Origin of the sequence: Dyadobacter sp. CY356 (assembly GCF_021440195.1) — a bacterium.
Lineage (GTDB): Bacteria > Bacteroidota > Bacteroidia > Cytophagales > Spirosomataceae > Dyadobacter.
On the sequence record NZ_JAJTSZ010000002.1, the window covers coordinates 964,409 to 989,533 of the forward strand.

The window sequence follows — 25,125 nt, forward strand, 5'->3', positions numbered from 1 at the left end:
GCCCTGGAACAGCATTTTCAGGGCTTTTGTTTTATATCATTTCAAAATTCATCTTCTATTTTTTTAAAAGGAAAAAATCCTAAATGAAGCTCATCTTCGGGACCTTCCTTTTTCGAAATTTTCAAATGATATTTTTCTTTAAAAGCTGGTGCCAGTATTTCCTGGACCTGAAAAATATCATCAACATCAATTCCGTATTTATCGTCAACATGGGAAGGGGCGCCTTTGAATCCGGTATGTCTGAAAAAGGCTGTTTCTTTGGAAATGGCAATGGCTTCACTTTGAGACTTTGCTACGATGAGCATTTTGTAATGAAATTCATCGAACTCTCCTTTTTTATATCCACCCAGATTAATAAAAAATAATTTCAAATTTCCTTCTTCACCAGACTGCTCACTGCGTTCCAGAACCTCAATTTCATAGCCATCCATAATGTTTACCTCCCGAAAAGCATCCAGATGCATCTTTCCTTTTGCCTCAGGCCAAAACCGGATGATATGTGGTATCATTTTTGTAACTGACTCACCGATTCCGAAAAATACATCATGCTGCTCGGTAAAACGACCTGGCGGCCTGCATCCAACCAGAATCATATAAAGTTTTAACTTATTCATTTTTTAAAGTTAACGACCTGTGATTATAAAATTTTACCTCAACGTGGTATTTAAAAATTTCCCCTTTTTATTTGCTTTCCTAATACCCATCTTTTTAATATTTACGGCTACCAATCCGGCCAAGGCGCAGAGATTTTACTCTGTTGTGTTTAACCAATTACCGCAGGATTACCAGCTTTATCCACGTAATGCGCAAAGTGAATCAGTCGTGCCGGTATCCGGATTTATTGAAGCTCCCGGTTTCAGCTACATATCCGTTCAGGTTTTCAGAAACGACAAATTAATCAAATATTTGAAAGCTCCGATTAGCTATAATAATAAAGGAGCAGGATCTTTTACCACAGAAACAAAGATCAAGGCGGAACTTGCAGAATATTCGTTCAAAGTATATGCTTGTCAGCCAAACGATTCTACGCTTATGGTAACCCGGAAAAATGTTGTCAGCGGGGACGTTTATATTCTTACAGGGCAATCGAATTCTACCGGTTTTTTCACCGAGGCAGATACCAACCAATATTGCCGTACGTTTGGAAAAATTACCGGAACTCTGAATACTGAAACCTACATTCCGGCTGATACGCTGTGGGCTTTGTCAAACCAGCAGGCGTATTACAATGGTGTAGGAACAATGGGTTTGGAATTGCAAAAACAGCTGGCTCAAACTTCGGGAATTCCCAACTGCCTCATCAATGGAGGATTTCACTGGTCATCTGCCGCCATGCACGCGCAGAGAACGGATAATAATCCGGCAGATCTTAACAACGGCTATGGACGTATGCTTTACCGGATTAAAAAAGGTGGCTTAATAAACGCCGCGAAAACCTTTATTTTCAGACAAGGTGAAACTGAAGCTTATCACGAGGGTGCAGACTGGCCGGGAAATTTTAAAAAGTTATATAACAATCTCAAACTTGATTTACCCAATCTTGAAAAACTGTATGTTTTCCAGATCGACGTCATATATTATCAAAGCATCACCGGTGCGCAAATCCGTGATTATCAGCGCAGGCTTCCCGAAATATATCCGGATATCCGTGTGCTTGCAACGGTTGGAACCAGGGATTTTGACGGCTTACATTATGGCAGAGAAGGAAACAGACAGAGTGGTCTGGAATTATCCAGAATCATTGCCAAAGATTTTTATACTTTAAAAGACACGGCAAACATAAACTCACCCGCGTTAAAAAAAGCCTTTTATACATCAAACGAAAAAAAACAATTGATCCTGACATTTGATGAGGGACAGGAATTGGTTTATCCGGCTAAATATAATTACACAAACGGCACAGTACTGGATATGAAAGATTTCTTTTATCTGAATAATGTTTCAGGCAATATAGTCTCCGGAAAAGCTGATGATAACAGGATTATTCTCGAATTAAACGGCTCACAAACGGCACAGACCATCGATTATTTACCTCCATACATTGCAGAAGGCGGGCCATTTTATCCTTATCTGGGGCCATATCTGACAAATAAATCAGGAATGCGTGCGCTTTCTTTTTACAACGTAAATATTGGTACTGCACTCACCATACCAGTGCTAACGGCGACTATTGATGAATTGGCCAATGTTACACTTTCATGGCCGTCGACCACGGATGCGAAAAGTTATGTTTTACAAAGGAAAACCTCCTCTGAAACATCATTTAAAACAATAGCCAATCTTACTACACAGACTTATCAGGACAACCTTAGTTCAGAAACCGGGGAGGTGACTTACCGTTTGAAATCCATAGGACAATTATCGGAATCAGCTGATTATGGTTATGCTAATGTTCAGGCTCCCGTTGTGCTTGGTGTACTGAAAGAAGCAGATAATTTAATTTCTGTGTTTCCAAACCCTGCAAACAGGCATGACAAGATTACCGTTCAGTTCAAACAAGCCGTTTCCGGGAATTTGAATGTGATAAATGCTTCCGGACAAATAATAGTCAGACAAAAGGTAAATCGTAAAAGCGAATTAATTTTAGATATTTCGAACCTGTCACCAGCCACTTATTTTATACAACTTGATTCTGAAGAAAAGTTGCCTGCCAAAAAGCTGCTGGTGCATTAACCGGCGGTCAGAAATTAGTGATCCTATTTTAATCTGAAAAATTGGATGCGCTAAACTGTTTTTTTATATTTGCGCATCAAAGGAAATGGTGTCTTCCTAATTGAACCGCCCTAAAAAAGCTGATGGCGCCTGGTTATGTTCATTTTAAGCCAGGATAGTTATGCCTTTTACAGATCAAAGATCAACGTTTGTAAAAACAAAAAGTTACCTCTATTTCTCCAAAATCAATCAGAAATATCCATCATCCGGTTATATAATCAGATGGATTTTGATATGCTCGGTACTTGGAATCTGCGTTGGCTCGGTTTCCGCATTTTTTCTTGTTTCTCTGCAATGGGCAACTGAACTGCGCGAGTCGCACCTTTGGCTGATCGCATTGCTTCCTGTCGCCGGTTTTGCTGTCGGATTGCTGTATCATTATTTTGGTAAGGAAGTTGAAGGCGGCAATAATTTATTGATTGATACCATCCATAATCCAAAAGACTGGATTCCATTTAAAATGGCGCCTCTTGTTTTAATTGGGACCATAACAACCCATATTTTCGGAGGGTCAGCAGGACGTGAGGGGACGGCGTTACAAATGGCTGGTGCGATCGGTGATCAGTTTAGCCGCATTTTCAAACTTAATCCGGACGACAGAAAAGTCCTCCTTATTGCAGCAATCAGTGCCGGTTTTGGTTCCGTTTTTGGAACCCCTCTTGCAGGTGCCATATTCGGACTGGAAGTTTTTCTACTCGGACGCATACGGTACAACGCCATATTCCCGGCTTTTCTTTCGGCAATTCTGGCAAGCCTTGTCACTGATGCCTGGCAGGTTTCTCATACACATTATCACATTACTTTCATTCCAAAAATTACCGCCGTTAACATTTTGTTCAGTATTCTTGCCGGATTATTTTTTGGTATAACAGCAGCTTTTTTTAGCAAAACCATACGTCAAACCGGCAAATTATTCAAAACTTATGTTAGTTATCCACCATTTCGTCCCGTGATCGGAGGGATTATCGTGGCAGGTGGGGTTTGGATTTTGGGCACAACAAAATATATCGGACTCGGCATTCCAACCATTCTGGAATCCTTTGAACAAAGTCTCCCGGCTTACGACTTTTTGCTAAAAATTGTTTTCACCATCATCACTTTGAGCGCCGGATTTAAAGGCGGAGAAGTCACACCTTTGTTTTTTATAGGCGCCACTCTGGGAAATGCCCTTTCCTATTTCATTCCGTTGCCCGTCGGATTATTAGCCGGAATGGGCTTTGTAGCTGTTTTTGCAGGTGCTACCAATACACCACTTGCCTGCATTTTTATGGCGATCGAATTATTTGGCGCTGAATGCGGCGTTTATGTAGCCATCGCCTGCGTAGTGTCTTACCTTTTTTCCGGCAACACCAGCATTTACAATGCCCAGATTATCGGGGAAGCGAAAAATTCATATTTTATTGAAAATGAAGGAAAGAAAATGAGTGAGCTTTAAAAAGCTCACTCAATAATTTGCCACCAGTCTTTTCCATTCCGGATGCCTTTCAAGGTAATCCAGCACATAAGAACATCTCGGAACGATCTTTCTGTTTTCAGATTCAATATATTCAAGCGTTTTAGTAACCATCGCTGATGCAACACCTCTCCCTTCAAGCTCCGGCGCAACTTCGGTGTGTATCAGATATACGTGGTCGTATTTAATAACATAGTCTATAAATGATCTGTGATTATCTACAATAAATTCAAAATTGTGTTTCTCTTTATTATCAACTAAAGGAACATCATCATATTTTCCACTCATAGCCGGTTTTTATGTTTAGTTAAGGCAATTTAACTTGTCACTATCCATTATACAACGGTTTGCAACTTTCAGTTTCAACTATTTTTGTAGTGCAACTTATTACATAAACGCACTGAGACGTGATTTTGAGTGTTTTTTTCCACAACTCCAATAAAAATTAATATTCCAAAATGGAATAAAATATAAATACGGGGAATAATTACGCTTTTATGAAGCAGAAGTATGCTGGCACTTATTTTTAATATATCTCAGTATACTTTTTCATATTAACTAACTTTACTACCACCATGGGGAATTTACTTTATACAATAGCCGTAATTCTGGTTATTTTATGGCTAATCGGTTATTTCGGCTTTGCCAGTTTTGGAATGGGTAACATCATTCACGTTCTGTTGGTAATTGCTGTTGTTGCGGTTATACTTAGATTGATACGTGGAGACAGAGTTGTCTAAAGAAATACTTCATCAATGATATTTGCTCAGGGTTTCCATTGGAAATCCTGAGTTTTTTTTGCCTTGTTAAAACCCCAAAAACAACAGAAAATTTAGCAGCTTGGCATAATTGTTATGAAAACAGACTTGCCGGCTTAAAGTGGCTAACCTGACAAATAATATGGAAAATACAGACTATAACCCTGTTCCTGATACAATAACATCTGTTTTTAAAACAAGAGAAGGGGCACAAAAAGCTTATGACGAGTTAATAAATCGTGGTTACGCCGCGGATGAAATTACTGTGATCATTTCCGGTGATACGCAAACGTTGCATCTTTCAGAAGAAACTAAGGAGCATAAAACGGATGAACATACCGGGCATAAAACCCTCGAAAAAGCAGGACTTGGAACTGCTATCGGCGGAACTGCCGGTGCGGTGGCTGGTGCCATTGCCGCTATCGGAACTGCTGTAATTGTTCCAGGACTGGGCATTGCAGTGGCCGGACCCATCCTGGCTTCCTTAACGGGGGCAGGTGCTGGAGGAATTGCCGGTGGGATTATTGGTGCACTGGTAGGCTCCGGGATTTCCAAACACCATGCTGAACATTATGAAAAAAGCTTGAAAGATGGCGGCATCATTATCGGCTTTAAACCAAAAACAGTTGAAGACCGGATGGAGATCATCACGGTCTGGAACGGCCTTGGTGGAAGACAGGTCCATGAAGATTAAAAGTAAAATCCTGACATTTTTAGCAAATCATAAACTTCGCTCCTCAACATGGAAAATTATGTAAAATGCCGCCACGAAAACGGTTTTTTCATTTTCGATACCATAGAAAAATACCCGGAAGATGTTGCCAACGATATTCTGGATGAATTTATAAATCAGGATATGGAAGCGATTAGCTACAAAATTGCTGACGATCACTGGTTTCAGGTCACCGGCCGAATACGTGAGCAATATGAAAAACTGACACTGGATGAAAATGGGAACGATCCGGTTTTGCTTAAAATGAACACAATTAAAAATATGCTGGAATCCAGAATTAAGGAATTAGTATAGCATAATTTGGGTTAAGAGTATTGATCAAAAAGTATTTAAATGACACACGAGAAGATATTTAAACGGAAGGATGGAAGCCGGGTTAAAGTATCAGTTTGGTTATATGTTCATCTTAATAAATCAAACTGGGGATATTCCATATTTCTTCGTGAAGCGGATTCGGATCGTTGGATAGATCCATTCAGTGATAGTGAATACATTACAAGGGTTGTAAAACCGAAGTTTAAAAACACTACAAATCATGATGCATATGACAACTATATTTCTAAAAAGGAAATAATGGAAGCCAAACTCGAACTCTGGGAAATCATCAAACCTGTCTGATTTCCCAGAGTTTTTACAATAAATCTTTAAGTGATTTCCAGACTGTTTCAGCCACAATTTTGTGCCCCTCCACACTTGGGTGAATACCATCCGGCTGGTTTAATTTCGCTTCTCCGCCAACGCCCTGCAAAAGGAAAGGGATTAAAGTAAGTTTATTAGCAGCAGCAATATCTGTGTAAACGTTTCTAAATTCAGTTGTATACTGCTTCCCCATACTTGGTGGCATTTGCATTCCTGCAAGCACCAGTTTAGCATCCGGATACCTGGCTTTGACTTTGTCAAGAATCGATTGAAGATTCTTCTTGGTTTCACTTACGGGAATACCTCTAAGCCCATCATTTCCACCCAGTTCAAGAATGAAAATATCCACTGGCTGCTTCAATATCCAGTCTACGCGGCTATTTCCTCCAGCCGTTGTTTCTCCGCTTACTCCCCCATTTACAACTTTATAATCCAGACCCAGCGAATCGATCCTTTGTTGTGTTAGGCTGGCAAAACTTTTCGAAGGATCGTCAAGGCCATATCCTGCTGTAAGGCTGTTACCAAAAAACAAGATGGTCTTTTTACCTTTTTTGACAGTTTCCTCCTTTCCGGATTTTGCAGATTCAGTTGGTTCAGTTTTTTTATTACCGTTACAGGCGGCTAGTACTATAATTATAACGAATAATCTTACGATTGAAAATAGATTGTTCATAGATCAGGTCTTGTCAGTTTAAGCTTTTTTAATTTTGGTTTAAATACAATTTAATACCGCCTATCTTTACAATTGGCTGCAATCAACATGTAAAAATATAATATTAATACTTTATATTTCCTGCGCGTTGATCAGGTTGGATTATTTGATAAAAAGATCACGCCGACAAGGTTGCCGAAAATCTTAACAACGAAAAATTTAATGAATACGATACTGAATCTGGATCAGGTTAGTAAAATCTATCAAAGTGGCAGCAGGTCTCTTACTGTGCTGGATAATATCAGTTTTTCCGTTGAGGCTGGTTCAACCATGTCAATTGTGGGGCCGTCCGGAAGTGGAAAAACTACACTTCTGGGCTTATGCGCAGGTTTGGACCGCTCAACTTCCGGCAAAGTAGAACTGCATGAAACGCGTCTGGATGGGTTGAGTGAAGATCAGCTGGCAGCGGTTAGAAATAAATATGTCGGTTTTATTTTCCAGAACTTTCAGCTCATGCCGACTTTGACAGCGCTTGAAAATGTAATGGTACCACTTGAACTTCGGGGCGAAAAAAATATAAAACCAAGAGCACTGGATTTGCTGGATAAAGTCGGCCTGGCCGATAGAAGTCACCATTATCCAACACAACTCAGCGGAGGCGAGCAGCAGCGCGTTTCCCTGGCCAGGGCTTTTTCAAATAAACCACAAATTTTATTTGCTGATGAGCCAACAGGTAATCTGGACGCTGAAACGAGTGAAAAAGTTGTGAAGCTGCTTTTTGACCTTAATAAAGAAGCAGGAACTACGCTGGTGGTTGTAACCCACGACCTCGAACTTGCTGCCAAAACACAAAGAATCATCAAAATAAAAGGGGGGAAAATCATTTCAGATACACCTGGTCTGATTGTCTGAAACCTGATTTATTTCATTTCCTTTTATAGTGAATCTGATACAAAATGATCCCATCCGAAACATCGTCAGAAGATAAAAACGAAGGCTTGAATTTTCCCTGGCTATTACAAATGGCCTGGCGCGACAGCAGGAGAAACCGTTCCAGGTTACTTCTGTTTGTTTCGTCCATCGTACTGGGCATCGCTGCGCTGGTCGCCATTTATTCTTTGGGAGATAATTTAAGACAGAATATTGATAGTCAGGCCGCTACGCTTCTGGGTGCTGATCTTGAACTTTTCAGCAATAAGCCTGTCACCGGAAAAGCAAAAAAACTGATCGATTCACTAGGTACCAAACGTTCCGAAGAAAGAAGCTTTGCGTCGATGATTTTATTTCCAAAAAATAATGGAAATCGTCTGGCTCAGGTGAAGGCTCTTGATGGTGATTTTCCGTTTTATGGTGAACTTGAAACGAGCCCGACAAGTGCAGGGAAAACATTTAGAAATGGAAAAGAAGCGTTGGTGGATCAAACACTTATGCTGCAATATGAAGCCAGGGTTGGGGATTCTATTAAAGTTGGTGAAGTAACGTTTGCAATAGCAGGAATTTTATTAAAAGCGCCTGGACAAACCGGACTGACAAGTTCGGTTGCACCGTCCGTTTATATCCCGATGAAATATCTGGACCAGACAGGTTTGATGCAAAAAGGTAGCCGGATCGCTTACCGGAATTATATCAAATTTGCACCGGAAACAGATGTTGAGAAACTGGTTAAAACTCTGGAAACCAGACTTGATGCTGCTGACCTTGATCATAAAACCGTACAAAGCCAAAAAGAAGATACCGGAAGATCATTCAAAGACCTGACGCAATTTCTGGCTTTGGTGGGTTTTATCGCCTTGCTTCTTGGTTGTATCGGCGTTGCCAGCGCAGTTCATATTTATATCCGGGAAAAACTTAATTCAATTGCCATTCTCCGGTGTCTTGGCGTAAAAGGTTATCAGGCATTTCTTATTTATCTCATTCAAATTGCCGGGATCGGGCTTTTTGGTTCTGTTTTGGGTGCTGCTCTCGGAAGTATTATTCAGCAGTTTTTGCCGATTGTTATCAAAGATTTCCTTCCTTTTGAACTTACCACAGGTCTGTCGTGGCCCGCAATCGGGCAGGGTATTGGTATTGGGTTAATTATTTCAATACTTTTTGCGATGCCGCCTTTGGTCTCGATCAGGAAAATATCACCACTCAATGTTCTTCGAAATACGGCGGATACCGGAAAATCACAAAGGGATCCGGTAACCTGGATCGTATACATACTGATCGTCGGTTTCATACTTGGTTTTTCTTATCTACAGACACAAAACTGGATACAGGCACTTTCTTTTACAGCGGGAATTTTGGGATCTTTTCTCGTGCTGACAGGCATGGCAATTTTGTTGATGTGGTTAGTCCGTAGATTTTTCCCGGCCTCATGGAGCTATCTGTGGCGTCAGGGATTAGCAAATCTTTTCCGCCCAAATAATCAAACAATTATTCTGATCGTTGCCATTGGCCTGGGTACCTTATTTATCTGCACCTTGTTTTTCACGCAAACAATTCTCTTAAATCGTGTCAAATTGTCGTCCAGCGGGAATAAACCCAATATCGTTTTATTTGATATTCAATCAAGTCAAAAAGATGCAGTGATAGCATTGGCAAAACAGGAAAAACTTCCTGTCAATGAAACAGTTGCTATTGTTAATATGCGTCTTGAACAGGTCAATTCCCGAAGTGCCGCGACAGCTGAAAGCGATACTTCCAAAGAACAGTCACGACGTATTTTTGGCAGAGAATATCGTGTCACTTTCCGGGATTCGCTTACGTCATCCGAAAAAATTGTGCAGGGTGAATGGATTGGAAAATATGATCCCAAGTCTGAACTAATTCCCGTTTCCGTAGAAGAAGGTTTCGCCAAACGAGGTAATATGGATTTGGGTGATACACTTGTTTTCAATGTTCAGGGTACCATCATGCAGACTTATGTGGCAAGCACTAGAAATGTTAACTGGGCCGAAGTGCAGACCAATTTCCTTGTTGTTTTTCCAACAGGCGTTTTGGAAGATGCCCCTCAGTTTCATGTACTTTTAACGCATGTGCCATCCGCTGAGGTTTCAGCCAGGTTTCAGCAGGCATTGGTTCAAAAATTTCCAAATATCTCGATTATAGATCTTGCGCTGGTCTTAAAAGTGATTGACGACCTATTCAACAAGATTGGTTTTGTTATCCGTTTCATGGCTGGTTTCAGTATTCTGACTGGAATTGTAGTGCTTATTTCATCCGTACTGATCAGTAAATATCAGCGGTTGCAGGAAAGTGTCTTGCTCAGGACTTTGGGAGCAAGCCGGAAACAGATTTTTGCTATCACAGCTCTGGAATACTTTTTCCTTGGTGCGATGGCTTCCTTAACCGGGATTTTACTTGCATTACTCAGTAGCTGGGCACTTGCAAAATTCACTTTTGAAACAGAATTCAAACCGGAGCTTTTGCCGGTTTTGTTATTGTTTTTGCTTGTTTCCTCACTGACGGTAATCATTGGATTAATTAACAGCCGTGGAATTTTATCCAAATCTCCCCTGGAAGTTTTGCGTCAGGATGTTTAGTGAAGGGAATGGCTGGTTGTTAGGAAAGCAATACTAATTTATCAGCAGGCTTTAAGAGTAAGATTATTTTTGGGTATTGTGAATTTCAGTGAGGGTCTGCAAACTGATGCCGAGGTAAGAAGCTATGTGTATCAGAGGAACTCTTTCAAGAATTTGTGGTTGGATTCCGGACATATATTTATAACGTTCCAAAGCACTATCAAGCTTGAAAATATGCGCCTGCTGCTCCTGTCGTGCCAGAATTTCTTCCATCAATCTTCTACCCATGGTATCAACCTCGACAGACCGGCTGAATAATTCGTAAAGCTTATCTTTATTAAAAACGATCACACGCATTTCTTCCTCAGCCCGGATAAAATATTCGGATCCGGCTCCGGATTTCATGCTTCTGATATTGGTGGCAAATTCCGTTTCAAAATAAAAATTGGTATTGATCGTCTTTCCATCGTAATCATAATAAGCTCTGCAATAACCTTTTTCGATGTAAAAAAGCGCGTCACTTATTTCTCCTGCATGCAATAAATATTCACCTTTTTTAACTTGCCGCAAGTTAAGAACCTTTTTCAAGGCACTCCATCCCTGCTCAGACAGAGTAATTATACTGTTTATATAAATGTAAAGATCTTCCAAGTCCTGAAAATTTAAGTAAAAATCTAACTTATAATTTTGTAAAGGAAACTTTTACTATTCAAAATATAGTATTACTAAACATTTTAAACCTAATGTACAATTAATTATAATTTTATTTATTTAATATCGAAAACTTAATATAGAATTATTAGAAAGTGCGCGCTTACAACTGGGATAGAGTTCAATGTTTTTGCGTGAATAGTTTAGAGGAAAAGTAAATTAATTCAATAGAATTAAAAGACAGAGAACATTGATCAGTACTGGCAATCATCTTGAAATCAGATATTTAAATCAAAATACTACCAGGTGGATTTGAATCTGATTTTCTATTTTTGATTATTTAATACCAGATTTTCAAATTATTATCCAATACTTATAGATAAAAGTTACAAACTTTTATTCATTACAGCTGTCAATAGAATTTTTACGATTGTATTAATGATATTGCTGTTCTTTTTTTAGAAAAAACACTTCCAACCAACGGGAATACTGTAATTCATTTTCCGGATTTCATCTTGAAAGTATTGCATCTGCCCTTCCTGAACTGGTTCAAAAATATACTGGTGAACAACTCGCAGACGTGCTGACCCCGATTCAAAATCTTCCGGAAAAAACGATTCCGAATACACTTCTGGCCAAAACAGGATCACTCCGGCTTATCGTAAAATTCGACGGAAAGGATGCAAAAGTTGACTTTTCTTTATATGAAAAAAACAGCAGAGTTTTTGCCTTTAACAGCATGTAAGAACACGGACTGTATTCTAATTCATTGACTTAATATAATAAAAATAGCGATCATGGCAGAACTGTTTTTGGCTGAAATAAGAGTTATGAGCTTTCAGTTTGCTCCGAAAGGCTGGGCGCTGACCAATGGACAATTATTAGCTATAAACCAGAATCAGGCATTATTTGCACTTTTGGGAACAACTTTCGGAGGTGACGGGAGAGTCAACTTTGCGCTGCCGGACGTGAGAGGAAGAACACCTATACAAATGGGCGAAGTGCACCAGCTTGGTGAACGGGGAGGCGAGCAGGCTCATACGCTTATAAATCTGACAAAAAATCGAGTGCCGTCATTGACGTTTCACGTTTTCCGGCCGGTATTTACATTGTCTCATTGCAGTATGTTAATGGCAGCAAAAAATCTTATAAAGTGTTGATCAGCAGCTAAAAAAGAAATTATCTATCTAACTCAGCCGCATGGAAGTTCTGTCTTCCATGCGGCTTTTATTTTCTTTATGGTTGATGCAAAACAGGATTTGTGTCCGAAGAAAATATTTGGAACGATTATTTTATTTAGGTTACTACGGCAGTTTGGAATTCTCTCATCCTGTGCCGTTTCATCAAACTTTCAAACTAAATAATTCTAAATCGTTATGACTTTCATCGAATCAAATTCAGGAAATTCGGATAAACCAGTAAATCTGTACGTACAGGATATTGGACATGGAAAACCTGTTGTATTTATTTCAGGATGGCCATTGAGCAGTGAAATGTGGGAATATCAATTGAATGTTTTGCCAAAACATTTCTTGCGTTGCATCGCTTATGACCGTCGCGGTTTTGGAAAATCAGATAAACCATGGGAAGGTTATGACTATGATACGCTGGCAGGTGATTTAAATGCAGTTTTGGAAGAACTTGATCTGCACGATGTCACGCTTGTTGGATTCTCCATGGGCGGCGGGGAAGTTGCTCGTTATATGTCGAAATATGGTGATCAAAGAATTTCAAAGGTAGTTTTTATCAGTTCTGTGGTACCCTTTATGTTGAAAACAGAAAGCAACCCGGATGGTCTGCCAAAGGAAATGTTTGACGAATTTGTAACGGCTTCGGAAGATGACCGTCCAAAATTTCTGGCAGAATTTGCAAAGGGATTTTATGGTAACTCGTTCCTGAGTCCTAATGTGAGCGATGAAATTATGACCTGGCATAATATGCTGGCTTTGCAGGCTTCCGGCCGTGCTACAAGCAAATGTATCCGCTCATTCAGCGAAACGGATTTCCGAGAAGATCTGAAAGTGATCAATGTGCCAACTTTGATTATTCATGGTGATGCTGATAAAACGGTTCCTATTGAAGTGAGTGGAAAAAGGACAGCAGAATTGATGCCGGCCGCAGAATATATTGTTTATGAAAATGCACCACACGGACTTTTTATTACAGAAAAGGAAAGGCTGAATGATGATCTGATCCGGTTTATTGCTGGAAAACCGCTGCATTCAGAAGTTGCAGAACAGGCTATAAGCGCGGTTCAAAACGGTGGTAATATCATAATCTAGATTTTGGGAGAAGGATTGTGTTGAACGATTTAAAATAAAATCCAATGGCTAAATATTCAGAAAAAGCCGGTGAAAAAGTGCAAGCTGCACTTCATGAACAAAAAGAAGGAAAGCTGAAAACCGGCACAGGCAAGAAAGTAACGTCAAAGAAACAAGCCGTTGCGATCGGCTTGTCAGAAGCGCGTAAGGCAGGAGCAAATGTTCCTGAAAAGAAGAAGTAGCGTTTTATAATCAGATAAAAATACCCGTTCAGCTTTTACAGTCGGACGGGTATTTTTTTGGCTCAAATACATTTTAGGAAGCTTCAAACCTGATTTTTTCGGTTTAGACTTTAATGTAAGAATCCCGTTTATAATTGTAATTATTTTCGTTTGAAAATTCTGTCATAATCTGACCTGTTTTCTCAATATACACACTTGTACCCTCTTTTAAAACTCAACATTTTTCTATCCTCCGTCATTTTGAAACCTAACACAATCTTATTTGAAGTTGCATGGGAAATATGTAATCAAATAGGTGGGATTTATACATTTATCAAGTCTAAAATTCCCGCTGTGATGGACGTCCGGGAAGATAATTATTATCTTCTCGGACCTTATTTTCCGGATATCGCCCGGCTGGATTTTAAAGCAGTGGCAGTAACAGGGGAATGTCCTGTTGGTAAAACAATATTGCTTATGCGCGATATGGGTTATGAAATCCATCTGGGTTACTGGCTTCTACAATCCTCCCGCCCACTGGTGATTTTATATAATCCTAACAGTCATTTAATAGATCTGAACCAGGTAAAAACAAAATTATGGGATGATCATAAAATCTCTTCAATCCGTGCAGATGCGCTCACTGATCAGGTTCTTTCTTTTGGCGAAATTGTCCGGATTTTCTTTACTACACTTAGAAATTTTTCTAATAAGGACCAGGATTTGATTGCTCATTTTCACGAGTGGATGTCAGCAAGTTGTCTTCCCCAGCTCCATAATGACAAAATTAAAATTTCAACCGTTTTTACTGCACATGCGACGGTGCCAGGCAGATATCTCGCGCCAAATGAATATGATTTTTACAACAAACTGCACACGTTTAACATAGAAGAAAAAGCTGCCTATTACAATATTGAAGCACCCGCAGGAATAGAAAAAGCTGCTGCCTTACATGCGAATGTCCTCACAACGGTAAGTCAGCAATGCGCTACGGAATGCGAAATTTTTCTAGGCAGATGTCCTGATGTAATTATCCCGAATGGGCTAAACTTTCAGCAGCGATTTCCCCATGAAAGCTTTACAATACATCAAAAATACCGCCGGATGATCGATGAATTTGTGAAGGGATTATTCTTTCCAAGTTATCAATTCAATACTGAAAAGACCTTATATTTTTTCACTTCCGGCCGTTATGAATATAGAAACAAAGGTTTTGATATAACGCTGAAAGCAATAGAACAACTTAATGAAAAATTACAGGAAGCAGATTCCGGCATTACGGTTATTTTGTTTATTGTATCACCAAGACCGCATTATTCCATAAAGGCGGATGTTCTGGAAGCCAGGTCACGCTATCAGCATATGCAGAAGTTATGCATGAAAATCAGTTCCAAACTTGGGCCAAGGATCTATGCGTCGGTCACACATGACGGTGGCTCAGCTCTGCCTGATATCAACAAATTACTAGACGATGATCTGCTGCAAACATGGAAAAGGACAGTAGCCGGATTTAAACAGCAACATTTACCAGCCGTAGCGACACACCACCTGGTTCATGAAGACGAGATCACCGATTTTTGCCGCTTATGCGGTTTAGATAATAGTAAAAATTCTGCTGTCAAGGTGGTCTACCATAATGAGTTTATCGAAAGGGCCACTTCATTATTAGGAATGGATTATAATGAGTTTGTCTCCGGCTGTCATTTAGGAATATTTCCTGATCTGTATCAACCCTGGGGATATGCACCTATGGAATCTGTTGTCGTTGGTACTCCCACCGTTGTGAGCAATCTTTCCGGATTTGGACAATTCATTCAGGCCAATGTTCCCAATCATGAGGAGAAAGAAATGTATATACTCGACAGAAAGTTTCGGTCTGATGAGGGCGCTGCTTACCAGCTTGCAGAAATGCTGTATAATTTCACCCAGAGCTTCGTTAAAAATCCTTTCATCCCAAGAAGCACCATGAAAAACACAGCGATTGAAAAGCTCTGCTGGTCAGAAATTCAGCCGCGTTATGAGGAAATCTATAAACTGGCCATGATGCGTAGCCAGCCTGCAACAAGTCTTTATTAAAGCAAAAAATCACGAATTTTCACCTTTTTACAGATGAAACTTCGTGATTTTTAATAAAAAAATAGAATTCTTTTTATTCCCCATTCATTACTCTCAGCGACAACATCGTAATGTCATCAAACTGGGTCGCAGGGCCAATGAATTCCACCAGACTTGAAAGTGTAACTTCGTTCATATCCTTGGCGGATTTTTGCGTTGAGCCCTCACCTGTTGTAAAGAAATCCTGCAAATGATGAAGTCCGTAACGTACGCCGCTCAGATTGTTTGCATCCGTAACACCATCCGTATAAAGTACAAATTTATCCCCTGCATTCAGCGTCAGAAATCTTGATTCATACTCATATTCCGGATCAAAACACAAAGCCATACCTTCCTGCTTTTTAACCAGTTCGGTCGTGCCGTCAGCGCGCTGGATAATTGGTGGTTCATGACCAGCATCAACATATTCCACCACTCCTGTTTTTGTATTTAATATACAAATAAACGCAGTGACAAACATAAACATGGAATTATCCTCACACAAAAACTCATTAACAATCTTCACCTTCTGCACCAGACTATCACCATTTCTGTTAGAAAACTGGCTTTTAAAAATAGCTTTGGTGATGGCCATGAAAAGTGCGGCAGGAATCCCCTTATCTGAAACATCTCCGATCATAAAAAATAACCGGTCTTCGTCCATCATGAAATAATCATACAAGTCCCCTCCTACCACTTTGGCGGGCTGTAAAAATGCATGAAGATCGATGCCTGCTTTTCCGATATTTGCCGGAACCGTTTTTGGAAGCATCGAAAGCTGAATTTCCTTTGCCACGCTCAGATCGTTTTGTATTGCAATCAGCTGTTCTCTTCCCTTTTCGAGACTTGTCAGCATTTCGATATGCTCCACCGTTTTGCTTATCGTAATTTCAAGATCTTCAAAATTGACCGGTTTGGTTACAAAGTCAAAAGCGCCGCGGTTCATTGCGGTGCGGATGTTGTCCATATCGCCGTAAGCCGAAACCATGATTGATTTCAACAAAGGATTTTGTTTTTCATTAATCTTGGCCAGAAAGGTCAGACCGTCCATTCCGGGCATATTGATATCGGACAATATCAACGAAACGTCACCCACTTCCTCCAACTTTTCGAGTGCTTCTATACCATTATTTGCGAAAACAAATTCATATTTTTTATCTCTGATCTGTTTTCTGAAAAGCTGAAGAATCAGCATTTCCATATCCTGCTCGTCGTCTACACTTAATATTCGGATTGCCATTATTGTGAAGTTTTTTTATGAGTATTTAAAAAATCAGGGTTTATTATGCCGGAATTACAATTAGAAATTCCGTTCTCTCATTTAATTCAGAAGCAACTTCAATAGTGCCCTGATGTGTTTCCACGATGGTGCTGTAAGTCAGCGAAAGTCCGAGACCTGTGCCTTTTCCATGTGGTTTTGTTGTGAAAAAAGGTTGAAATAATTTTGATACAATATCAGCCGGGATACCAATTCCATTATCCTCAAACCGGACCTCTATTTTGTCATTACGTTTTTTCGTTGTGATTTTGATGAACGGATCATACTTCTCAATTTGTCTTTTAGCCCGCTCATTCACCGCATAACAGGCGTTATTAACCAGATTCAGTATCACCCGACCAAAATCACCCCGCGATAGTTTCACTTCTTTAATCAAAGGATCCAGATCATATTTCAAAGTCACGTTAAATTCTTTGTCTTCTGAGCGGGCACCCTGATAGGCCAGTTTGCTGAATTCTTCCAGCAGCTGATTCAGATCGGTTGGTTCCAGATATGCGCCGTCTGTCCGTGTCTGCAACAGCATACCTTGAATGATACGCTCGATCCTTTTTCCGTTTTCATTAATTTTTACAAGATTTTTCGAAAGTGCTTCCAGCAAATCCTTTTGATCGGCCTTGTCATCTTCACTAACTTCCTCAGCAGGTTTGTCTAAAAGTTCTTCCAGTTCCTCCACCAGTCCCTGCGATAACCTTGAAAAATTATTCACAAAACTAACCGGGTTCTTTATCTCATGGAGTATGCCAGCACTCAGTTGGCCAATATCAGCCAGCTTACTCAATTCTGATATTTTTTGTTGATATGCTTCAATTTCTTTGTTCAATTCTTCAATCCCGGTATGGAGACTTGTTTCCGTAGGCGGAGAATCTGCATGGTTATCTTGTTGCTGCTCCATAATAGGTATTGTTAAGTGTAAGTAGGTTCGATGAATGTATTAGATGATGACCGGCAATAGAATTTCTACTATTGTAAATTCGCCGACCTCCGAATTTATTGACATTTCTCCTTTGTGGTACTGGACAATGTCCTTGCTCATGTAAAGGCCTAAACCAGTCCCCTTTGAGGTGGGTTTGGTAGTAAAAAAGGGGCTGAAAATCTGCTCGATTTCTTTTTGCGGAATTCCTTTTCCATTGTCCCGAAACTGTATACAAATCCCCTCCCTGGTTTTGTTAGTCTTGATAGATACCTGCGGAACGTAATCTTTAACGGTTTTACTTTTTTCAATAACCGCATAACAGGCATTACTGATAAGATTCTGCAAAACCTCCGTGAACTCGTACGGCAAAAGACTAACTTTTACCTGCATTTTATAAAGATCAAAATCAATATGCAGTTCGCAGCCTTTGTAGTCGGCCAGCACTTCGGCAAGGGCTGTTTTAGCTTTTGTTTCAAGAAATGGGTTGAGCTCGGTAATCAGGAATTCGGTAGATTTCCCTTTCAGAAGTTTCTGCATATCCTTTACGATACGGGTTGTACTCGCTCCGTGTTCGTAAATTTTTTCGAGATTTTTTTTAAGCATTACTACGCCGCTTCCAAGATCATCCTGATCGTCTTCGGTAAATCCATCCTGATATTTTTCAGTGACTTCTTCAATTTCCTGTAATAAGGATTTCGATGACTGGGAGAAATTGTTGATATAGTTTAATGGATTTAATATCCGGTCGACAATCCCCTTTGTCAACTGCCCGACTGACGCAAGTTTCTCCTGCCTGATCAATTCCTGCTGCGTTGATTTCAGATTCGTGAGCGTATTTTCAAGGTTTTCAAGAATACTCGTTTTGATATAGGCACCGATCAAATGTTCTTTCAGGTTTTTTACCATATGGAAATCCCGGTCGCCAAAAGCATTTTCGTGGTCCATGTTTTCCAGCGTGATAAAACTTTTTACAGCCCCTTCAACCCGTATCAAAATAGTGATCAGGGACTTAGGGGCATAAATATCATCAATGGAACTATTCAGGTTTTCGTACGTGAAATTATTTTTAAGGAAAATATCCTCAAAAACCTCCTTGCCATTGTCAATATATCGCTGCGCCGCCTGCGCGTAGGAAAGTTTTACATCACTCACGCTATCCAGATCAACTGTGCCGGCCATCGCGATAAACTGGTAAGAATCAGACGATTTACTATGCACCAAAGCCGATGCACTATCCACATTTTGAAACAGGCACAGACGTTCCAGTACCAGCTGAAACAGTTTCCCCGTATTAACCTCGCCGTTGATCGATTTTACAAAATCATCAATTCTTTCCAGTTGATCATTTGTTGAAGAGAGCTCTTCTGACTGCTTTTCGAGTTCTTCTTTTTGGTTGACAACCTCCTCAGTCCGCTCACGGATCAAGGTTTCAAGTCCACGTTTTTCACGGATAACCGCCTGAAGTCGCCAGCGGACGGTATAATAAATCAATAAAGAGAAGACTCCGGCATAGATAGCAATCATCCACCAGGTCATAAACCAGGGCGTGCTGACGGTGATGGGCACAACCGCCTCCTGAGAAATATTGCCGTAGATGTCTCTTCCCCTTACCCTGAAATTATATTTACCTGGCTGTAAACCACTGTATTCCTTATGTGTAAGCGAACTCCAATCTGACCAGTTCTTATCAAAATTTTCAAGATAAAACTGGTATTCTATTTCCTGATTGACGTTGTAACTTGGCAAGGCATATTCGATCGCTATGTTGTTCTGGGCAAAATTCACCAGCACTTCCGTCCGTTTTCCACCCTTTGATGAATCTGAGAAAACAAGCCCGCCGGAAATTAATTTTCCATTTGTGGATGATAACTCCCGGATCAAAGTCGGATATTTATGAAAGTAATTTCGGGTTACCTTCATATCCATACGATACAGGCCCTGATCACCTCCGGCCCAAACAACCTGATCCTTATCAGGATACATCACCTGGAACGAAATTCCGGAAACCGGCTTGAATGGTTGCTGGATTTTGGTGAAAGAAAGGTTAACACCTGCCTTCTTTTTAAAGAAAGCAATTTCTCTTTTATCGCCCCGCGTAGCCCAGATATTCTGGTTATCATCTTCAATCAACTGATCGTACCAGGAATTGGCAACGTCCTGTTTATCGTTCAGAATATTGAATGGTCCAAATTGATCTTTTTCCGGTTTATAAACAAAAATCCCGTCTTTGTTGGAAACAATGATTTTCCCATTGTAGCCCGACACTTTATTATAAAGCGGACTTTTCAAGCCTTCCCGCTCTGTATAACGTTTCACTTGGCCGGTCTGACGATCCCACTTCATGAGGCCGTTAGACAAAGTTTCAAGCCAAACCTGATTTGCGTTTTCCCTGATCCCGACGATCTGCTCATCAACCCCTTTAACTTTTGTAACAGTCCAGCCCGAAGCTGATCTGGTCAATTCTTCCAGACCATTTTGCAAACCTACAAATGCCTTGTTGGGATAGGTTTTTGATATGGCTACCGAAAGAGCAAATTCGTTAGTCAGATTTTGGATTCCCGAACCGGGTTGCCACAATACAACACCGCGATTTGTGGCAATCATCAGCGCATTGCCAAATTTTTCAAAGGCTAAAACACTTCCCTGGAAGCTGTCGATTTTCTTTACATAATTGTTGTCGATATAATATAATCCATACAATGTTCCGACATAGAGTTTGCCATCAAAACGACAGATGGAAGTTACCTCCCCTTTTAATCCATTGCTGCTGTCGAAACGGGAAATGGGTGAAGGAATATTCATTTTTCCGATACCATCATTCAACGCCAACCAAAGATATCCGTCCCGGTCATTGAAAAGAAAGCTAACCTGACTATCCTGAATACCTCCGCCAGGCAACAACGGATATAACAAATTCCCCTGCTCGGAAATCACCAACAGGCCGCCGGTCAGCATACTAACTACAATGCTGTTATCTACTAACCTTATTGCGTAGGTTGCTTTGTTGGCTATCAGCTGTTCATTTGCATCTCCGCTCAGGACGTACAGCCGGTTATTGACAAGTTTGAAAATACCCTGATTCGTTGTGACCACCAACGCTGCATCATTATTCAATGGCACCAGAGATACTACATCCAGCAACACAGGTACGTCCGGTGATTTTTCAACAGTAGTGACCGATTTACCTCGCACAGAAAGCAGACCATTATTACGGCTGTAAACCAAAATGCGACCATTTAAACCGAAGGCGGTGGAGGTCTGGAAAGAATTTTTCTGGATTCTTACCTTCTTACCGTCCCAAATAAACCAGGCATCTGAGGAAATGAAGTAAATCCCATCCGGCATTTCCAGTATCTGGGTAACCGGTCCGATTTTTTGCTTCATGTGCCTGGACAAACTGATAAATTTGTGTACGCCCAAAGAATCATATCCCAGATAACCAAATTCTCCGTTTGCACCTACCAACACCCGACCCGTTTTATCAGTCAGTAAGGAAGACACCCGGCTGATATTTTCAGTAAGGATCGTTTTCCAGTTTACGCCGTCATATTCCAAAACGCCGGCAAAATTTGCCAGGTAAATGATTCCGGATTTGTCCTGTGTGATCGAAAAATTCTGTCCATGCGCATTATAGTCAGCTGGTACGTACACCTTGGACAAAGGATGCCCCATTTCACTTTCCCGGGAAAAGCTGGATTGCGCTTTAACAGACAAGCTAAAAAAGCTTACCCTGCACAAAATCACAATCAATAATACCAGTTTTGTTACTTTCATTTTAGTAAAATATAATATCAAAAGTCACAAATTTCATCAGGCAACAACGGCCGTTTTTCTTTGCATCTCAACGGACAAATCTCTCAGAATATAGGTTTCGACAATATAAAATTCTGAATCTGCCATTGCGTTGGGGATCATCACAATTCCCCGTTTTCTATGTTCCGTAATATCCCAGATATCACCGCTCACTACATGATTCTGCCCTGAAAAAACGAGTTTTCCGTAAGTCACAATCAGAGAAACTTCTCTGTCATTTGTAAATTTCCTGAGGTCAGTAACGTCATCCATTTCCACATTGAAGTAAGTCGAGTGAAGCAAAATCCTTTGCAGATTTTCGTTTGAAAGTACTCCAAGCTGCTCCATACCACGAAGCCGTCGAAGTTTGCTGATCAACAAATCTTCCTCACTGGAAAGCCAGTCCAGAGGCTCCATAATCGCTTTGTGAAAATCATCCTTTTTCTGATGTATTATTTTGAATAAAGCAGAAAAACGTTTCGGATTGACAATACGCAAAATGTAAAAAGCCGTTTCGGAAACCACTTTTGAAGATGATAGCGCGTTGGATACCAGCAATGGCGTGACGCTTTCCGATGAATAGTGTTTCAGTTCGAGCATAGCGATAGATTTTGTCCATCTGGATATGCGCGTGTAATCTTTGTTGACAATATCTTTTAACCGTTCCTCAACTGTCAGCTGGTTTTGAGGGAATATTTCCTGGTAACGGTTCAGCATTTCATGCAGCGTAGTGCTTTCCAGAAAAGGCAGTAATTTATTTTTGACATCCTCAGGAAGCATCAGATCGGCAATTTCAATCAGGTAATCCCGCACATCTTCCTGCTGATCGCCATCAAGCAAAACGATTACATTAAATTTGGAGCCATAAAGCACTTCAAGCACTGTAAAAGCCTTTAGCATGATCAGTTCTTTTTCTTTTTCCAAAACAATCATTAACTGACTGTCCTCCTCATAGTCATTGAAAAGATCTGCCTGAGCCGCCAGAACCCAGACATAACTGGCCACATAATCATCAAATTCCTGCAAAAAATAGGTCTGTTCCAGCACGGTTGCTTTGTATCCCAGATCACGCAGCGAGCTCGTTACTTTTTCTTTGATATAACGGTTAGGATTAGCAATATTTTTACGCAAGAATCTTATACCCTCTGAGCCACCTATTCCTTTTACTATTTCAAGCAGTTTGATTTGAAATAATTTCCCCTCTGAACGGCTGGCAAAAGACCTTTCGATCTGTTTCAACAACGGCGTACCTGATTTGACCAGGGCCTGCGAAGCCATTGTGTAAAACCTGTCCTGATCAAGTTGTTCGAACAAATAAGGCCATAACTCTTCCCGTTTCAGTTCACCGGAAGCAACGATGGCAACTTCCCGGACATGCGGATCCTTATCCTGTAAAAGCGGAATCAGGTATTTATAAGACATGAAACGGTTTGAACGACCCAGATTGTAGGCGGCCCTGTAACGATCCGATCCGTTGGACGAGGAAGTAAGTTCAAGAACCTCTTCGTAATCAGCCGGATGTTCCTCAGCTATTTGCGGCTCGGCAACCTTGTAAACCGGTTTTTCCGGAATGATGAACACTTTATCCCGCACAATCTGTTTATATGCCCCCTGCCCTCTGACGGAAGTGAATATCCAGTACATGGTCACAGCCAGAAAAACAATAGAAAGTGCGACGTCATCCACAATAGAAAGTCTATGCAATATCAGAAGTATTACACCCGCAAGAAGTCCGCCTACAGATTTGGCCCGGCCTTCAATCCTCCCCTGAATTTTAAGACGGAAAGCTGCCGGTATGGGTTGGTATAAAATCTGGTAAACGGGATCGCTGATGGCTTTTCGTACTGCGCTCAGGAAGAAGCGCGCTAACACAATACAAGCAAAAAAGATAGCCGAAGGCCCGCTGCTCAGACCATATACAACAGCCAGTAAAAAGCTGAATGCCAGACTGACCGGTAAAATGATTATACCGATGCGCATACCATATTTGGCCAGCAGACGGTTATAGAAAAACGATTTTATAAAGAACTCGACAATTGAACATATCCCGAAAAAGACTGCGAGAAAACTGGCAAGTGATTCTTTGTTGGGAAAAATAACCCGGGATTCGGTAAAGAAAATATATTCAACATAAAACAATCCGAAAACCGGAAGCACGGCGAGAATAAAAATGACTTTGTAATAACCTTTATCAAGTTTTTCAACCGGTTTGGTATGTTCCTTTATTTCGCTGGTTTGCTTTACTTTGTTTAAGTCGTGTGATAAATAATTGCGGTGGATGGTATGAATTAAATAACTGCATGCCATCAATAATACGACGACAAAAATCAGCAGAAAATTCATATTCAAAAATTTGATCAACAGTGGCATCGACAAATAAGCCACAACAGAAGCAATCACCTCACCAGTATTGATCAGTCCGGATAATCTTTTGGATTGTTGAAAATTGAAAAGTTTCCCGACAATCGCCCAGAATGTGACACCATTAACAAGAACAAAAAAGCGGTTCCAGATGAACAGAGCAAAAAAAACCCATTTATTTCCGGTAATCTGATACAGCACTAAAAGGATAACAATGGATGAAATCAGCGATATCAGCATCCCTTCACCCAGCTTTTCTGAGGTGATCATCTTTTGCAGTTTACCGATAAACATACCAACCAGATAAACCAGAATACCGCCGGCGATGTAGGCATATGGAAGGAAGCTGCTTTCGAAATTTATTAAAAAGGAAGAGACGACGATCGTGTAGAATACCGCCGTGGCTCCTCCCATAAAAAAGGAGTAGCCAATCAGCAGGAACACGAGGTTTTCTTCTCCCTGTTTGATTTTTAATAAATTTAAAACAGACCTATTTTTCCACATTATTTATTCAGAGATAAGTCGTTTACCATAAAATAAAGTTGTCTTTCCGGCATTTGATATAGAGGTTTTATTTTGCCGATCAATAAAAAACCAAGTTCTTCCAATGATCTGATTCTGGATTCAATCGGCTGCGCAATGATCACTTTAATTCCCTGTTGTCTTGCAAAGTCAACCCTGGCTTCATCCAAAACAGAAGAAAATCCTTTTCCCCGATAGTCAGGATCAACGACCAGCCGGTTGATAGATGCAAACGGACCATGATTGTAAATCCCCAGCTCCTTTTCATCAAAAAGTTCTGAATGCGGTATCGACGCATAGGACTCATGAAAACTCATCCGGGCCGAGGCAACGATATGTCCTTTAACAGTAATGATCCAGTGGTGTGCATTTTCATCAAATTCATCGATCCATGTGCTGTTTGAGAAAAACTGTTGGCTAATTCCCTGTTCATGTTTCCATGCATGAACTCTCAACGCGCCCATTTCGTCAATTTTATCGGGGTATGAAATTTTCGACAACCGGAATTCCTCGTCATCGAAAATGCGACGTTGTGGTTTATTATTCATGATAAAAGGAGTGCTTACTGAAAGATTCAT

Annotated in this window: 22 protein-coding genes and 1 pseudogene; 14 read left to right on the forward strand and 9 right to left on the reverse strand. The window is 40.5% G+C overall.

Features of this window, described 5'->3' with window-relative positions:
* Positions 1-41 precede the first annotated feature (41 nt).
* Positions 42-614: a DUF1543 domain-containing protein gene (locus LXL81_RS10390; protein WP_234646715.1), complete on the reverse strand. Its 573-nt coding sequence runs from the start codon at positions 612-614 to the stop codon at positions 42-44.
* 145 nt (positions 615-759) lie between these two features.
* On the opposite strand from LXL81_RS10390, the gene LXL81_RS10395 reads away from it, so the two are divergent.
* Positions 760-2,673, forward strand: a complete 1,914-nt coding sequence (locus LXL81_RS10395; protein WP_234646716.1) for a T9SS type A sorting domain-containing protein — start codon at positions 760-762, stop codon at positions 2,671-2,673.
* A 160-nt stretch (positions 2,674-2,833) separates the two neighbouring features.
* Positions 2,834-4,147 carry a voltage-gated chloride channel family protein gene (locus LXL81_RS10400; RefSeq protein WP_234646717.1) on the forward strand — a complete coding sequence of 438 codons (1,314 nt, stop codon included), beginning with the start codon at positions 2,834-2,836 and terminating at the stop codon, positions 4,145-4,147.
* A 9-nt stretch (positions 4,148-4,156) separates the two neighbouring features.
* Here the strand turns inward: LXL81_RS10400 and LXL81_RS10405 are convergent, their stop codons facing one another.
* Positions 4,157-4,453: a GNAT family N-acetyltransferase gene (locus LXL81_RS10405; protein ID WP_234646718.1), complete on the reverse strand. Its 297-nt coding sequence runs from the start codon at positions 4,451-4,453 to the stop codon at positions 4,157-4,159.
* A gap of 287 nt (positions 4,454-4,740) precedes the next feature.
* Here LXL81_RS10405 and LXL81_RS10410 point away from each other — a divergent pair, with 287 nt between their 5' ends.
* The 4 genes from LXL81_RS10410 (at position 4,741) to LXL81_RS10425 (ending at position 6,274) form a co-directional block, all read left to right on the forward strand.
* Positions 4,741-4,905, forward strand: coding sequence for a lmo0937 family membrane protein (locus tag LXL81_RS10410; RefSeq protein WP_194120062.1), 165 nt, complete (start codon positions 4,741-4,743; stop codon positions 4,903-4,905).
* A 160-nt stretch (positions 4,906-5,065) separates the two neighbouring features.
* Positions 5,066-5,617 (forward strand): hypothetical protein, encoded by a 552-nt coding sequence (locus LXL81_RS10415; RefSeq protein ID WP_234646719.1) that lies wholly within the window; start codon positions 5,066-5,068, stop codon positions 5,615-5,617.
* Between the two features lie 48 nt (positions 5,618-5,665).
* Positions 5,666-5,950 (forward strand): hypothetical protein, encoded by a 285-nt coding sequence (locus LXL81_RS10420; RefSeq protein WP_234646720.1) that lies wholly within the window; start codon positions 5,666-5,668, stop codon positions 5,948-5,950.
* 39 nt (positions 5,951-5,989) lie between these two features.
* Positions 5,990-6,274: a hypothetical protein gene (locus LXL81_RS10425; protein WP_234646721.1), complete on the forward strand. Its 285-nt coding sequence runs from the start codon at positions 5,990-5,992 to the stop codon at positions 6,272-6,274.
* A gap of 13 nt (positions 6,275-6,287) precedes the next feature.
* On the opposite strand, the gene LXL81_RS10430 is transcribed toward LXL81_RS10425, so the two are convergent.
* A complete protein-coding gene (locus tag LXL81_RS10430; protein ID WP_234646722.1) occupies positions 6,288-6,968 on the reverse strand; it encodes an arylesterase in 681 nt (226 codons plus the stop codon).
* 201 nt (positions 6,969-7,169) lie between these two features.
* Between LXL81_RS10430 and LXL81_RS10435 the strand changes: the two genes are divergently transcribed.
* Together LXL81_RS10435 and LXL81_RS10440 are read left to right on the forward strand one after the other, a co-directional pair.
* Positions 7,170-7,859, forward strand: coding sequence for an ABC transporter ATP-binding protein (locus LXL81_RS10435; protein WP_234646723.1), 690 nt, complete (start codon positions 7,170-7,172; stop codon positions 7,857-7,859).
* A gap of 44 nt (positions 7,860-7,903) precedes the next feature.
* A complete protein-coding gene (locus LXL81_RS10440; RefSeq protein ID WP_234646724.1) occupies positions 7,904-10,474 on the forward strand; it encodes an ABC transporter permease in 2,571 nt (856 codons plus the stop codon).
* A 63-nt stretch (positions 10,475-10,537) separates the two neighbouring features.
* Here the strand turns inward: LXL81_RS10440 and LXL81_RS10445 are convergent, their stop codons facing one another.
* Positions 10,538-11,104: a Crp/Fnr family transcriptional regulator gene (locus LXL81_RS10445; RefSeq protein ID WP_234646725.1), complete on the reverse strand. Its 567-nt coding sequence runs from the start codon at positions 11,102-11,104 to the stop codon at positions 10,538-10,540.
* 580 nt (positions 11,105-11,684) lie between these two features.
* Between LXL81_RS10445 and LXL81_RS10450 the strand changes: the two genes are divergently transcribed.
* The 6 genes and pseudogenes from LXL81_RS10450 (at position 11,685) to LXL81_RS10470 (ending at position 15,662) form a co-directional block, all read left to right on the forward strand.
* Positions 11,685-11,849 carry a hypothetical protein gene (locus LXL81_RS10450; RefSeq protein WP_234646726.1) on the forward strand — a complete coding sequence of 55 codons (165 nt, stop codon included), beginning with the start codon at positions 11,685-11,687 and terminating at the stop codon, positions 11,847-11,849.
* 85 nt (positions 11,850-11,934) lie between these two features.
* Positions 11,935-12,078, forward strand: a pseudogene (locus tag LXL81_RS29300) (phage tail protein); the annotation flags it as partial.
* Positions 12,079-12,179: 101 nt separating this feature from the next.
* Positions 12,180-12,275 carry a hypothetical protein gene (locus LXL81_RS29305; protein WP_409013880.1) on the forward strand — a complete coding sequence of 32 codons (96 nt, stop codon included), beginning with the start codon at positions 12,180-12,182 and terminating at the stop codon, positions 12,273-12,275.
* A 205-nt stretch (positions 12,276-12,480) separates the two neighbouring features.
* The gene (locus LXL81_RS10460; RefSeq protein WP_234646727.1) at positions 12,481-13,386 is read left to right on the forward strand and encodes an alpha/beta fold hydrolase; all 906 of its coding nucleotides are present in this window, start codon (positions 12,481-12,483) and stop codon (positions 13,384-13,386) included.
* Between the two features lie 44 nt (positions 13,387-13,430).
* Positions 13,431-13,607, forward strand: a complete 177-nt coding sequence (locus LXL81_RS10465) for a DUF6496 domain-containing protein (RefSeq protein WP_234646728.1) — start codon at positions 13,431-13,433, stop codon at positions 13,605-13,607.
* 240 nt (positions 13,608-13,847) lie between these two features.
* A complete protein-coding gene (locus tag LXL81_RS10470; protein WP_234646729.1) occupies positions 13,848-15,662 on the forward strand; it encodes a glycogen/starch synthase in 1,815 nt (604 codons plus the stop codon).
* A gap of 73 nt (positions 15,663-15,735) precedes the next feature.
* On the opposite strand, the gene LXL81_RS10475 is transcribed toward LXL81_RS10470, so the two are convergent.
* Genes LXL81_RS10475 through LXL81_RS10495 form a run of 5 tightly spaced genes read right to left on the reverse strand, consistent with a single transcriptional unit; the run spans position 15,736 to position 25,125 of the window.
* On the reverse strand, positions 15,736-16,920 hold the full coding sequence (locus LXL81_RS10475; RefSeq protein ID WP_234646730.1) for a PP2C family protein-serine/threonine phosphatase: 1,185 nt from the start codon (positions 16,918-16,920) through the stop codon (positions 15,736-15,738).
* A 43-nt stretch (positions 16,921-16,963) separates the two neighbouring features.
* The gene (locus LXL81_RS10480) at positions 16,964-17,851 is read right to left on the reverse strand and encodes a sensor histidine kinase (RefSeq protein ID WP_234646731.1); all 888 of its coding nucleotides are present in this window, start codon (positions 17,849-17,851) and stop codon (positions 16,964-16,966) included.
* Positions 17,852-17,890: 39 nt separating this feature from the next.
* Entirely contained in the window at positions 17,891-21,646 is a 3,756-nt protein-coding gene (locus tag LXL81_RS10485; protein ID WP_234646732.1) for a sensor histidine kinase, read from the reverse strand.
* A gap of 36 nt (positions 21,647-21,682) precedes the next feature.
* Complete coding sequence (locus LXL81_RS10490; RefSeq protein ID WP_234646733.1) at positions 21,683-24,529, reverse strand: HEAT repeat domain-containing protein; 2,847 nt, start codon at positions 24,527-24,529, stop codon at positions 21,683-21,685.
* Positions 24,529-25,125 (reverse strand): GNAT family N-acetyltransferase, encoded by a 597-nt coding sequence (locus tag LXL81_RS10495; RefSeq protein ID WP_234646734.1) that lies wholly within the window; start codon positions 25,123-25,125, stop codon positions 24,529-24,531. The genes LXL81_RS10490 and LXL81_RS10495 overlap by 1 nt, the downstream gene beginning before the upstream one ends.